We start from the raw sequence: 12,065 nt of genomic DNA, 5'->3' as shown, positions 1-12,065 counted from the left end.
GCGAAGCAATCTCGTCCGGGGAGATCAATGTCCAGCGACTACGCGAAGCAGCTCGGGGCCAAGCTCCGGGCGATCCGCACTCAGCAGGGGCTCTCCCTGCACGGCGTCGAGGAGAAGTCCCAGGGTCGCTGGAAGGCCGTCGTCGTCGGTTCGTACGAGCGTGGCGACCGTGCGGTGACCGTACAGCGCCTTGCCGAACTGGCCGAGTTCTACGGCGTTCCGGTGCAGGAGCTGCTGCCCGGCGGCACTCCCGGCGGCGCGGCCGAGCCGCCGCCGCGCCTGGTTCTCGACCTGGAGAGACTGACCCAGGTCCCGTCCGAGAAGGCCGGCCCGCTGCAGCGCTACGCGGCGACCATCCAGTCGCAGCGCGGTGACTACAACGGCAAGGTCCTCTCGATCCGCCAGGACGACCTGCGCACGCTGGCCGTCATCTACGACCAGTCCCCCTCCATCCTCACCGAGCAGCTGATCAGCTGGGGCGTCCTCAACCCGGACGCCCGCCGCGCGGTGCGCGAGGAGGACGCGAGCTGAGGCTCGTTCCTTGAAGAAACGTCACGGCGGGGTGGGCGAGGAAGCTCGCGCACCCCGCCGTCACGGGCTCAGCACACACTGCCGAGGCTGAAGCCCGGCGCCGCCTCGACCTCGTCCAGGTGCAGCGCCGACGGCGTCCAGTCCCACCCGGTCGAACGCCACCCCCACGCCACCGGCCGGTACTCGCCGCAGGACGCCGCCGAGCCCTGGATCCCGTGCAGCAGCGCCGCACCCGGCAGCTCGCGGTACAGCCCGGCGCACAGCACCGCGCGGACCAGGTCCAGCTCCTCGTCGTTGATCCGCACCACGCCGTCCTCCCAGTGCAGGATCCGCGCCTGGGCCTCCAGCCGCCCGCCCGGCCCCTCCACCGCGCACCGCAGCTCGTACGCCCCGCAGCCCGCGCCGACCAGCATCCGCCGGAACAGCTCGGACGCCCGCTCGTACAGCACCCGCACCCCCGGGTCCGGCTCGGCGCCCTCCGCCCCGACCGTGCCGCACAGCGCACCGTCCAGCAGCAGGTCGGCATGGCACAGCGTCAGCCCGTCCTCCCGTGCCCGGACCAGGCGCGGGACGAAATCGCCGCCCAACTCCTCGCCCTGGTAAGGCAGCAGCTGCGTCTGCAGCGGCGGATTGACCAGGTACCGGTCGCGCGACGCCGACTCCGCCGGGTCCAGCCCGTGCAGCAGGCAGAAGTCGGCGAAGTCCTCCGGGTGGAACATCCGTGCCTGCACGCTGCCGAACACCCGCAGCGCGTCCGCCAGCAGCACCGCCGTGTCCAGCAGGTAGGCGTCGAAGTCCGGAGCGTCCGTCAGATGCCAGGCGCGGGCCCGCTCGAAGTCCTCCGCGCTGGTCAGGATGCCGGTCACGAACGCCTCCTCGGTACGGGGAGCGGCGGACGTGCAACGGTTCGACCGGCGGCGGTTCCTGGGCATCGGGTACTCCTGAGTGCGACGAAAGGACTGCGGGGCGTGACCACTCGCCCCTCTTCCTCCCCCGCGCGAACCGTTGCACACCTACGGAGTGTCACGAGCAGGTAACCAACTGTTGGCGCCGGCCACCGAGGGGCAGTGGTTACCGCGGAGCTCGCGCCAGCTGGCGGGACTGGGCGACCAGGCGGCCGTCCTCGTCCCAGATCTCGGCGTCCTCCTCGAAGTACCCGCCCGCCAGGTTCCGGGTGGCGTGGACGACGCGGAGCCAGCCCGCCGCCGGAACCGCCCGGACGTGGACGGTCAGCTCGATCGTCGGCGCCCACCCCGGCATCCCGAGGTCGAAGGTGACCGGCGGCAGCGCGTCGGCGACCAGCAGCAGCGCCAGCGGGTCGGGCTGCCGCCCGTCCGCGAACCGGAACCAGCCCTGGATCCGTCCCTCCTTGGAGGGCTGCCCGAGCGCCCACCCCACGGTCGCCGGGTCGAGCCGCAGGTCGAAGCGGGCCAGCAGGGCGGCCTCGGCGATCATCTCCTTCGGCGCGTGCTCGACGCCGATGCACTGCTCCGGCGGCGGCATCAGCGGCGGCTGCGCGCTGGTGTGCACCTCGCCGTCGAGCGCCCCCAGGTCGCCGTAGGAGGCGAGCACCCGCAGCCGCTCCTCGCCGTCCTGGCTGAGCACGGCGGTGCCGGTGGTGAGCGAGCGGCCGCGTCTGACGACGTCGGTCCGCACGGTGGCGGGGCCGGGCCGGGAGGCGGAGAGGTAGTGGCCGCTGATGGTCAGCGGATGGGGATGCCGGCCGCTCTCCAGGGAGAGCGCGCGGGCGGCGAAGGCGAGCAGCAGCCCGCCGTTGACGCCGCCGCCGATCTGCCATCCGGCGCCGAGTTCGCCGTCGTAGCGGCCGGCCTCCTCGACGTGGCGGGTGAGTGCTGTGCCCCGGTCGAACTCGCTCATGGCTCTCCGGCCCTTCCTACGCGACGTTACTCGCCAGTAGCTTACGCGCGAAGGCCGCCGGACCGTAAGGTCCGACGGCCTTCGAAGGCGTCGCGCGACGACGGGCGCTCAGTCGCGACGGATGGTCGGCTTGAGCTCCAGGAAGCGGGCGAGCAGGCCGTTCACGAAGGCCGGCGACTCGTCCGTGGAGTACTCCTTGGCGATCTCGACGGCCTCGTCCAGGACAACCGCGTCCGGGACGCCGTCCTCCCAGATCAGCTCGTAGGCACCGAGGCGCAGGACGTTGCGGTCCGCGATCGGCATCCGGTCGAGCGTCCAGCCCACCGCGTAGGTGGCGATCAGGTCGTCGATCTTCCGCGCGTGCTGCGAGTAACCCTCGACCAGCTGCATGGTGTACTCGGCGACCTGGGGAATGCCCTCGTCCGGCTTGGGGTCGCGCGCACGGGCGACCCAGTCGGCGAGCACCCGCTCGGGCGACACACCGCGGTGGTCGGCCTCGAACAGGATCTGGAAGGCCCGGGTGCGGGCCTTGCTACGAGCAGCGGCCACGATTACTTGACCCGGCCGAGGTAGCTGCCGTCGCGGGTGTCGACCTTGACCTTCTCACCGGTGGTGATGAAGAGCGGAACCTGGATCTCGGCGCCGGTCTCCAGGGTGGCCGGCTTGGTGCCGCCGGTGGAGCGGTCGCCCTGGACGCCCGGCTCGGTCTCGGCGATGACCAGCTCGACGGCGGCCGGGAGCTCGACGTACAGCGGAACGCCGTCGTTCTGGGCGACCAGGGCCTCGAAGCCCTCGAGCAGGTACTTGGCGGCGTCGCCGACGGTGGCGGACTCGACCGGGACCTGGTCGTAGGTGTCCATGTCCATGAAGATGAACGCGTCGCCATCGCGGTACGAGTACTGCATGGTGCGCTTGTCGACGTTGGCGGTCTCGACCTTGACGCCCGCGTTGAAGGTCTTGTCCACCACCTTGCCGGTGAGGACCTCCTTCAGCTTGGTGCGGACGAAGGCGGGGCCCTTGCCGGGCTTCACGTGCTGGAACTCGACGACGGACCAGAGCTTGCCGCCCTCCAGCTTGAGGACCATGCCGTTCTTGAGATCGTTCGTAGAAGCCACGAGCGCACTAACTCCTGATATAGCTGTCAAGGAACCAAGGGATCGCGTCCACCGCCCACGAGTGGGCTACAGGGCGAGGAGCTCCTTGGTCGTGATGGTGAGCAGCTCGGGCCCGCCCTCTTCGAGGGGGCGCACCACGAGCGTGTCCTCGATCCGGACCCCGCCCCTGCCCGGGAGGTGGACCCCCGGACCGACGGTGACCGGCACGCGACTGTCCAGTTTACCCATGTCGGCGGGCCCGAGGCGCGGAGCCTCCCGGATCTCCAGGCCGATGCCGTGCCCGAGCGGGTGGACCGAGTGCTCGGTGTGCCCGGCGGCCTGCAGGATCGAGCGCGCCGCGTCGTCCGGGACGTGCTGCTCGACGCCCGGGCTGAGCGCCTCCCGGCCGGCCCGCTGGGCGCGGAAGACCAGCCGGTGCAGTTCCACCTGCCAGGGCGCGGGGGCGGCGCCGATCACGAAGGTGCGGGCGGTGGAGACCCCGTAGCCGCGGTACTGGGCGCCGAGCACCACGGTGAGGAAGTCGCCCTCCTCGACCCGGCGGTCGGTCGGCTGGTGGTGCTCCAGGCCGGAGTGGCTGCCGGTGCCGACGGAGACCGGGAAGGCGGCCTTGTCGGCGCCGTGGTCGATCATGCGGCGCTCCAGCTCCATCGCCAGGTGCCGCTCGGTCCGGCCGACCAGGATCGACTCCAGCAGTTCGCCGAGCGCCTGGTCGGCGATCTCGGCGGCGATCCGCAGGTCGGCGATCTCGTGCTCGTCCTTGACCACCCGCAGCCGCTCGACCGCGTGGTCCAGGTCGGCGAGCCGGACGCCCTCGGCCAGCGCGGCGATCGACCGGTGCCGGGCGACCGTGAGGTCGTGCTCCTCGACCGCCAGGTCCTGGACCCGCAGCCGGCCCGCCGCCTCGGCCAGGGCCAGGGCGGCGTCCAGCTCGCCGGCGACCGGGAGCTGGGTGACGTCCTCGGCGATCAGGTGTTCGCCGGTGTCGTCGGGCGGCAGGTCGTCCGGCAGGGCGAGCAGCGTCCGCTCGCGGGTCACCAGCAGCGCCGCCCCGCAGGGCGGGCAGCCGGTGAGGTAGCGGATGTTGGCGGCGCGGGTGACCAGCGCCGCATCGGCCCCGGAGGCGCTGCAGTACTCCCTGAGGCGTTCCCTGCGGGCCGCGTGCGCATCGGACATGCAACGAGCGTACGAACCCTGCCGCCCGCCCGCCCGTCGGGCACGCCGGACGTGGGCCGGGCCCGGCTCAGCTGCTCCCGTTGACCACGGAGTTCTGGATGGCGCCGACGGTCAGCTGCCGCTTGGACAGGATCTGGTCGTAGGTGCCGTCGGTGACCAGGGTGTTCACCGCCCTGGTCAGCACGTCGCGCAGCTGGCGGTCGCTCTTGCGCAGGGCGATGCCGAACGGGCGGGGCTGGAGCTGCTGGCCGGCGATGTCGAAGGTCCGGCCGCCGTCGACGGTCTGCGCGTTGTAGAGCGCCTTCGGGTAGTCGGTGATGTAGGCGTCGGCCTGGCCGGCCCGCACCGCGTCCAGCGCCGCGTTGTCGGTGTCGGCCTCGATCAGCTTCATGGTCTTGCCGACGTGCTCGCAGGCCTTCACCTGGCGGGTGGCGAGGTCGTCGTGGGTGGTGCCCTTCTTGACCGCGACGCCGTGGCCGCACAGGTCGTCGATCTGGCTGACCTTGGCCGGGTTGCCCTTGCGGACCACGGTGCCGATACCGGCCATGAAGTAGTCGACGAAGTCCACGCCGTCGTTGACCTGCTTGCCGTCCTTGTCGACGCCCTGCTCGCGCTCGCGGGTGTCGGTGATGCCGGACATCGCGATGTCGTACTTCTTGTCCATCAGCCCGGGCAGCACGTTGGCGAACGGGCCGACGTCCTGGAAGTCCAGGCGCACCCCGAGCACCTTCTCCAGGGCGGCGGCGAGGTCCGGGTCGAGGCCGTCGGCCTTGCCGTCGGGGTTGCGGAAGATCACCGGTGCGGCGGTGAAGGAGCCACCGACCTTGATCACGCCGGCCTTGCGGATCGCGTCCGGCAGCTGGTCGTGCAGCTTCTCCTTGGAACCCCCGACGGCCGAGCAGGCGCTCAGCAGCAGCGTTCCGGTGACGGCGGCGGTGACGGCGGTGCGTACCCGACCGGTCGAGCGTGCCATGTCGTACTTCTCCCCGTGAGGTTGGCATGGAGCGCACGGGGACTCGGGGTGCGGCGGCGGGCAAGGGAAAGCGCCGAACGGCCCCAGACCAGGCCGCCGCTCCGGTGAGACAGGGCGACTATAACCAGCATGGCCACGACAGACACGTGATCAAGCTAACAACCGTGCCTGATCCGCACGATTCGTTACCTGCGCTCCCCGGCGCGCCCCGTCCGGACCGCGCGCAGGGCGGCGTCCACGCTGCCTGCGATGTCGCTGACCGGGTAGAACACCTCGCGTACCACCCGCTCCGGGTCGACCACCAGGGTCAGGCGCTTCAGCCGGGCGGTGCCGGCCGCGCGCAGGGTGGGCAGGCGCAGGGCGGCGGTGAGCTCCAGGGCGGTGTCGGAGAGCAGCGGGAAGGTCAGCCGCTCGGCCTCGGCGAAGGCCAGCTGCTCGTCCGGGCGCTGGGTGGAGACGCCGTGCACGGCCGCGCCGGCGGCGGTGAACTCGGCCAGCCGGTCCCGGAAGGTGCAGGACTCCAGGGTGCAGCCGGGCGCGCCGGGCACCGCGCCCCAGCCCGGCGGGTAGGCCTCGGGCCGGGCGAAGGCGCCGGGGAAGCAGTACAGGACCGTCCAGCTGCCGGCGGCGACCGGGTCGCGCCGGGCGCCGGCGGTGTCCGGGAGGTCCAGCACCGGCACCCGGGTGCCGCGCAGCGCGTGCACCCGGGCCGCCTCCCGGGAGGCCTCCGCCGTGGTGGCGGTGGTCTCGCCGTCGCCGAGCAGCCAGGCATCCCCCCAGTCCTGGAGGGCGACCAGCACCGGCAGCAGCGCCCGGCCGCGCGGGGTCAGCCGGTAGTCGTACCGGACCGGGCGCTCCTGGTAGGGCTCGCGGACCAGGACGCCGGAGTCGACCAGCAGGCGCAGCCGTTCGGCCAGCACCTTGCGGCTGAGGCCGAGCTCCTGCTGGAGGCGGTCGAAGCGGGTCAGGCCGCGGGCCACGTCCCGGACCACCAGCAGGGTCCAGGTGTCGCCGACCACGTCGAGGGCCTGGGCGATCGCGCAGGCGGCGTCGTCCGGCTCGCCCCGCACCATCCGTGTCACCCCCGTCCGTGTTGACCACTGTCCTACCACGTTGCCATAGTCAGTTCCTCAAGGGAACTCACTGGGAGGGGCGACGGATGCGCGCGGTACCGAGACCGGTCTGGCTGCTGTCGGCGGGGATCTTCGTCAACATGCTGGTGGCCTTCACCTTCGTCTACCTGTTCGTCTACCTGACCCAGGGCCGCGGCCTGGCCGTCACCACCGCGGGCGCCATCGCGGGTGTGGGCGGGCTCGGGCTGGTGGCGGGCAACTTCACCGGCGGCTGGTTCGGCGACCGGTACGGGCACCGGCGCACCCTGCTGGCCGGCTCGGTGGTCTCCGGCGCGGGCCTGGTGCTGCTGCCCGCCCTGCCGACCTGGGCGCTCCCGGTGGTGCTGCCGCTGTGCCAGTACGCCTCGGGCACGATCCGGGCCGCCAACGCCGCCCTGGTCGCGGTGGCGATGCCGCCGGGCGCCCGCCGGCAGGGCGTGGCGGTGATGCGGTTCGCGGCCAACGCCGGCTTCACCCTGGGCCCGCCGCTCGGCGCCCTGGTCGCCGCCCACTTCTCCTACCCCTGGCTGTTCCGGGCCGACGGCCTCGGCACCCTGCTGTTCGCCGGCTACGCGGCCCGGGTGCTGAGCGCCGACGCCCCGCCGCGCGCGAAGGCGGCCGAGCAGCGGCGGGGGCCCGGCGTGTGGGCGCAGCTGCGGGCGCGGCCGGCCCTGCTGGTGCTGCTGCCGGCGATCGTCGTGGTGGACACCGTCTACCGGCAGCAGTACTCCACCCTGCCGGTCTTCCTCGCCGACCACGGCCTGTCCACCGGCGTGTACGGCGCACTGCTGGCGATCAACGGCGGCGTCATCCTCTGCCTGGAGCTGCCCGCCACCGTGGCGCTGCGCCGCCTGGCGCCGCTGCGGATCGTCGGCACCGGGCTGCTGCTGGTCGGCGCGGGCTTCGCGGTGCTGGCCGGCGGGGCCGCGGTGGCCGGTGCGGCGGTGATGATGCTGCTGGTCACCGCCGGGGAGATCCTCTACAAGACCCCGGCCACCGCCTACGTCGCCGACTGCGCGCCGGACGGGTTCCAGGGGCGGTTCCAGAGCCTGTACGCGGGCGCCTCGGTGAGCGGCACCGTGCTCGCGCCGCCGCTCGGCGCGGCGCTGTACCAGGCGGCGCCGCAGCTGCTGTGGCCGGTGTGCGCGGCGCTGGCCGCGCTGGCCGGGCTGGCGGTGCTCACCGGCGGTCGACTGCGGGCCGGGAATGGGACGGGACCGGCCGGCGTTGTGGACGGTGTGGAAACGATAACCGTTTCCTGACCCTCGACAGAAGGAGAGGCCATGGCCCGCAACGAGCTGCGACCCGTCGTCACGCTGCGGTCGACGGCCGGCACCGGCTACACGTACGTGACCCGCAAGAGCCGCCGCAACGACCCCGACCGGATCGCACTGCGCAAGTACGACCCGGTCGCCGGCCGCCACGTGGAGTTCCGCGAGGCCCGCTGACCCATCGGCTCCCTGGGGCGCCGCCGAGCGCCCCGGGGAGCCGCGGCTCAGCCAGGCCGCGGCTCAGACCAGCCAGTCGGCGACGGCCGGGAAGCCCGCACCGCCCTTGGACTTGATCCTCGCCGCCTCGGCGGCCGTCAGCGCGCGGTCGTACACCTGGACGTGGCCGATCACCCCGGTCCACGGGGCCGACCAGGCGCCGGCGTGCCGCCCGCGGCCGAGCTGCAGCTCCCCCGCCCCGGCCACCACCGCAGGGGCCTTGGCCGTCCCGGCGGACTTGCCGTCCACATACAGCGTCAGGGTGTGCTGCTCGGCGTCGTACACGCCGGTGAGCAGGGTGAAGGTCCCGGTCGCCGCCGCGCCCGGCACGGCGGCCCGCGCCACGGCCGTGTCGGCGGCGCCCACGCCGGTCTGCACCCGGAACGCCCAGGCCTTCTGACCGCCCGCGTCCTCCCGGCCCAGTTCGAAGGAGGAGACGGCGCCGTCGCCCTGGCTGATCGCCGTACGGGTGCCGGCGGCCGCGTCGTTGACCACCCAGGCCGAGACCGTGAAGCTCCTGGTCACGTCCACCACCGCGGCCGGCGCCTGGGCGTACGAGCCGGCGGTGCCCTTGGCCGCCAGCACCCAGCCGCCGGGGATCTGCTTCACCGCCGTGTCCGGGCCCATGGTCAGGTTGTTCTCCCCGGTGTGGTCGGCCACCAGGTTCGACTTCCCCGGGACGGTCGGGGTGGTGACGGGCTTTCGGGACGCGCTCGCCGAGGCGGACGGCTTGGCACTGCCGGAGGCCGAGGGCACGGCGGAGGCGTCCGCTCCGCCCCCGCCGCCGGCCGGCGCCACCGCGGACGGCGTGTCCGTGGCGGTACCGCCGCCGCTGTGCCCCTTCAGCGCCACGGTGCCCGCCGCCACGCCGACCACCGCGACCAGCGCCGCGCCGCCGGCCAGTAGTTGGCGGCGCTTGCGGCGGCGGCCCTGTTCCTCGTGCCGGTCGGCGAGCGCCTGCCAGTCCGGCTCGGCGGGCTGTGCCCCGAAGCCGGGCACCGGCGGGGGCTGCCGCCAGTACCCGTCCGGGGCCTGCATCGGGTCCGGCCCCGGTCCGGGCGGCTGTTCCGTACGGTCAGTCATGGACCGGATGCTAGAACAGATTCCGACCGGTCGAACGAAACCCGAACGGGACTCAGGGCTGCGGCGGCGGGACCGAGACGACCAGGGTGAGTCGCAGGGGCGTGTCGCCGTCGTTGCGGTAGCCGTGGGCGGTCGCGGCCTCGTAGGAGGCGGTGGAGCCGGCCGGCACCCGGTGGTCGCGGCCGTCCAGCGTGAGGGTCAGCTCGCCCTCGTCGACCCGGGCGATCTCCACGGTGCCCGGCGGGTGGGGGTCGGAGCTGTGGCCCTCCCCCGGGTGCATCAGCCAGGACCAGAGTTCCAGCGGGCCCGGGGCCTCGATCCCGTTCAGCAGCACGCCGCTGCCGCCGTCCGGCCCCGACCAGAGCCGTACCGCCTCGTCGGCGGGGACGATCCGCACCACCGAGGTCTCGTCGTAGTCGAGCAGCCGGGCGATCGAGACGCCGAGCGCGTCCGCGAGCCGCACCACGGTGCCGACGCTGGGGTTGGTGCGGCCCTGCTCGATCTGCACCACCATGCCGCGGCTGACGCCGGAGCGGGCGGCGAGCGCGTCCAGGGTGTGGCCGCGGTCGGTGCGCAGGCGCTTGAGGTTGCGTGCGAGGGCCTGGGTGACCAGGTCGGGATCCGGCACGGTTCAGTCCAATATTTTGATTCGGAAAGTTCACTCAACTGGACTAGGCTGGCCACTGCCGACCTAGTCCACTCGACTGTACTGCGGAGTGCACCATGCCGTCCCGAATCGCCCTCCCGTCATGAGCGCCGCCCTGGCCCTCACCGCCAGCCTGCTCTGGGGCGTCGCCGACTACGGCGGCGGCAGCCTGACCCGCCGACTGCCCGCGCTGACCGTGGTGGTGGTCTCGCAGACCGCCGCCGCCGTCCTGCTCGTCGCCGCGGTGCTGGCCACCGGGGCGCTCGGGGACGCCTCACCGGCCCTCTGGTACGCGGTGGCGGCCGGGGTGATCGGCCCGTTCGCGCTGCTCGCCTTCTACCGGGCGCTCGCCCTCGGGCCGATGGGCGTGGTCTCCCCGCTGGCCACCGTCGGAGTGGTGGTGCCGATCGGCGCCGGCCTCGCGCTCGGCGAGCGGCCCGGCCCGGCGCAGGTGCTGGGCATCGCGGTGGCGCTGGCCGGCGTGGTGCTGGCCGGCGGACCGCAGCGCGGCGGCGGCGGGATCGGCCGCCGGGCCCTGCTGCTCACCCTGGGCGCGGCGATGGCCTTCGGCGCCGTCCTGGCCCTGATCGCGCACGGCTCCGACGGCGGCGGCCTGCTGCTCACCCTGTGCGTGCAGCGGGTGTGCAACGCGCTGGTGGGCGTCGGCATGCTCGCCGTCGCCGCCCGCCGGGAGCCGCTGCGCCTCGCCGAGGCGCGCCGCGGCCTGCCCGCGCTGGCCGCGGTGGGCGTCGCGGACGTGGCGGCCAACGGCGCCTTCTCGGCCGCCTCTCACGTCGGCTCGGCGGCGGTCGCGGCCGTCCTCGCCTCGCTCTACCCGGTGGTCACCGCGCTGATGGCGCGCGGCCTGCTGAAGGAGCGGCTGCGCCGGGTGCAGGTGGTGGGCGCCGGCCTCGCGGTGGCCGGCACCCTGCTGCTCGCTGCGGGCTGACCGGGCGTCAGCCGGTACGGCTCCAGCGCTTCTCGACCCCGGCGAGGCGCCAGTACCCGATCGCCGCCGCCCAGACCACCACGAACAGGCCGACGATCACGAAGCCCACGTTGTCCAGGCTCAGCCCGGAGACCCACCCGGTCACCGGGTCGCTCAGGTCCAGCTTGTCGTGCAGCACGCCGACCAGCTCGATGGTGCCGATCACGAACGCCACCGCGATCGACAGCCCGGTGATGGTCAGGTTGTAGAACACCTTGCGGACCGGGTTGGAGAACGCCCACTGGTAGGCGAAGTTCATGAAGGTGCCGTCCAGCGTGTCGAACAGGCTCATCCCGGCCGCGAACAGCAGCGGCAGGCAGACGATCGCGTACCAGGGCAGCCCGGCCGCCGCGCCGGAGCCCGCCATCACCATCAGGGTGACCTCGGTCGCCGTGTCGAAGCCCAGGCCCAGCACCATGCCGACCGGGAACATCTGGCCGGGCCGGGTGATCGAGCGGGTCGCCCGGCCGAGGATCCGGTTCATCAGCCCGCGCGAGGCGAGGTGCCGCTCCAGCTCCGCCTCGTCGAAGGTGCCGGCCCGCATCGCCCGGAACACCCGCACGATGCCCGCCAGCGCGACCAGGTTCAGCGCCGCGATCAGGTAGAGGAACACGCCCGAGCAGGTCGTCCCGATCGTGCCCAGCACCTGATGGGTGGTCGACCCGTCGTCCATCAGCGCCCCGGCCAGCTGCGCCCCGCCCGCCACCAGGGCGGCCATCACCACCACCATCGAGGAGTGCCCCAGCGCAAACCAGAAGCCGACCGACACCGGCCGCTTGCCGTCCGCCATCAGCTTGCGGGTGGTGTTGTCGATCACCGCGATGTGGTCGGCGTCGAAGGCGTGCCGCATGCCCAGGGTGTACGCGGTGACGCCGAGCCCGACCCCGAACACCTGGGTGCCGACCTCGTAGTGGTGCGGCACCACCAGGAGCATCAGGACGCCGAACCCCACCAGGTGCATGGCGACGATCACCGCCATCAGACCGGCCGTGCGCAGGGTGTCCTCCCGGCGCCAGCGGAAGGACGGCAGGACCGCCGGGGGGACGACGGATTCGGGCAGGCTCATCTGCGGGTCACGC

The 12,065-nt window shown here is 73.2% G+C and carries 14 protein-coding genes; 4 read left to right on the top strand and 10 right to left on the bottom strand.

Annotation, left to right across the window (positions count from 1 at the left end):
- The first annotated feature begins 27 nt into the window (after window positions 1-27).
- A complete protein-coding gene (gene bldD, locus FHR36_RS10285; protein ID WP_030459171.1) occupies window positions 28-531 on the top strand; it encodes a transcriptional regulator BldD in 504 nt (167 codons plus the stop codon).
- A gap of 68 nt (window positions 532-599) precedes the next feature.
- Here bldD and FHR36_RS10280 read toward each other — a convergent pair whose 3' ends face one another.
- From FHR36_RS10280 to FHR36_RS10250, 7 genes are all read right to left on the bottom strand, one after another.
- Window positions 600-1,397 (bottom strand): DUF8829 domain-containing protein, encoded by a 798-nt coding sequence (locus FHR36_RS10280; protein ID WP_253795850.1) that lies wholly within the window; start codon window positions 1,395-1,397, stop codon window positions 600-602.
- 205 nt (window positions 1,398-1,602) lie between these two features.
- Complete coding sequence (locus tag FHR36_RS10275; protein ID WP_253795849.1) at window positions 1,603-2,409, bottom strand: thioesterase family protein; 807 nt, start codon at window positions 2,407-2,409, stop codon at window positions 1,603-1,605.
- Between the two features lie 108 nt (window positions 2,410-2,517).
- Window positions 2,518-2,958, bottom strand: a complete 441-nt coding sequence (gene nusB / locus FHR36_RS10270) for a transcription antitermination factor NusB (protein ID WP_253795848.1) — start codon at window positions 2,956-2,958, stop codon at window positions 2,518-2,520.
- A 2-nt stretch (window positions 2,959-2,960) separates the two neighbouring features.
- Window positions 2,961-3,524 carry an elongation factor P gene (gene efp, locus FHR36_RS10265; protein WP_253795846.1) on the bottom strand — a complete coding sequence of 188 codons (564 nt, stop codon included), beginning with the start codon at window positions 3,522-3,524 and terminating at the stop codon, window positions 2,961-2,963.
- 66 nt (window positions 3,525-3,590) lie between these two features.
- Window positions 3,591-4,697, bottom strand: coding sequence for a M24 family metallopeptidase (locus FHR36_RS10260; RefSeq protein ID WP_253795844.1), 1,107 nt, complete (start codon window positions 4,695-4,697; stop codon window positions 3,591-3,593).
- A gap of 67 nt (window positions 4,698-4,764) precedes the next feature.
- Entirely contained in the window at window positions 4,765-5,670 is a 906-nt protein-coding gene (locus tag FHR36_RS10255; protein WP_253795842.1) for an ABC transporter substrate-binding protein, read from the bottom strand.
- 185 nt (window positions 5,671-5,855) lie between these two features.
- Window positions 5,856-6,743 carry a winged helix-turn-helix transcriptional regulator gene (locus FHR36_RS10250; RefSeq protein WP_253795840.1) on the bottom strand — a complete coding sequence of 296 codons (888 nt, stop codon included), beginning with the start codon at window positions 6,741-6,743 and terminating at the stop codon, window positions 5,856-5,858.
- Window positions 6,744-6,829: 86 nt separating this feature from the next.
- Here FHR36_RS10250 and FHR36_RS10245 point away from each other — a divergent pair, with 86 nt between their 5' ends.
- Window positions 6,830-8,044 carry an MFS transporter gene (locus FHR36_RS10245; protein ID WP_253795837.1) on the top strand — a complete coding sequence of 405 codons (1,215 nt, stop codon included), beginning with the start codon at window positions 6,830-6,832 and terminating at the stop codon, window positions 8,042-8,044.
- 21 nt (window positions 8,045-8,065) lie between these two features.
- Window positions 8,066-8,230 carry a 50S ribosomal protein L33 gene (gene rpmG, locus FHR36_RS10240; protein WP_253795835.1) on the top strand — a complete coding sequence of 55 codons (165 nt, stop codon included), beginning with the start codon at window positions 8,066-8,068 and terminating at the stop codon, window positions 8,228-8,230.
- Between the two features lie 63 nt (window positions 8,231-8,293).
- Here the strand turns inward: rpmG and FHR36_RS10235 are convergent, their stop codons facing one another.
- Both FHR36_RS10235 and FHR36_RS10230 read right to left on the bottom strand, forming a co-directional pair.
- On the bottom strand, window positions 8,294-9,352 hold the full coding sequence (locus FHR36_RS10235) for a LamG domain-containing protein (protein ID WP_253795833.1): 1,059 nt from the start codon (window positions 9,350-9,352) through the stop codon (window positions 8,294-8,296).
- A 52-nt stretch (window positions 9,353-9,404) separates the two neighbouring features.
- On the bottom strand, window positions 9,405-9,980 hold the full coding sequence (locus tag FHR36_RS10230; protein WP_253795831.1) for a helix-turn-helix domain-containing protein: 576 nt from the start codon (window positions 9,978-9,980) through the stop codon (window positions 9,405-9,407).
- Between the two features lie 121 nt (window positions 9,981-10,101).
- Between FHR36_RS10230 and FHR36_RS10225 the strand changes: the two genes are divergently transcribed.
- Entirely contained in the window at window positions 10,102-10,947 is an 846-nt protein-coding gene (locus tag FHR36_RS10225) for a DMT family transporter (protein WP_253795829.1), read from the top strand.
- Window positions 10,948-10,954: 7 nt separating this feature from the next.
- On the opposite strand, the gene nicT is transcribed toward FHR36_RS10225, so the two are convergent.
- Window positions 10,955-12,052, bottom strand: coding sequence for a Nickel transporter NicT (gene nicT, locus FHR36_RS10220; protein ID WP_253795827.1), 1,098 nt, complete (start codon window positions 12,050-12,052; stop codon window positions 10,955-10,957).
- Window positions 12,053-12,065 lie beyond the last annotated feature (13 nt).

Source organism: Kitasatospora cinereorecta, assembly GCF_024172095.1.
Lineage (GTDB): Bacteria > Actinomycetota > Actinomycetes > Streptomycetales > Streptomycetaceae > Kitasatospora > Kitasatospora cinereorecta.
This window is presented reverse-complemented; position numbering and strand designations above follow the sequence as displayed.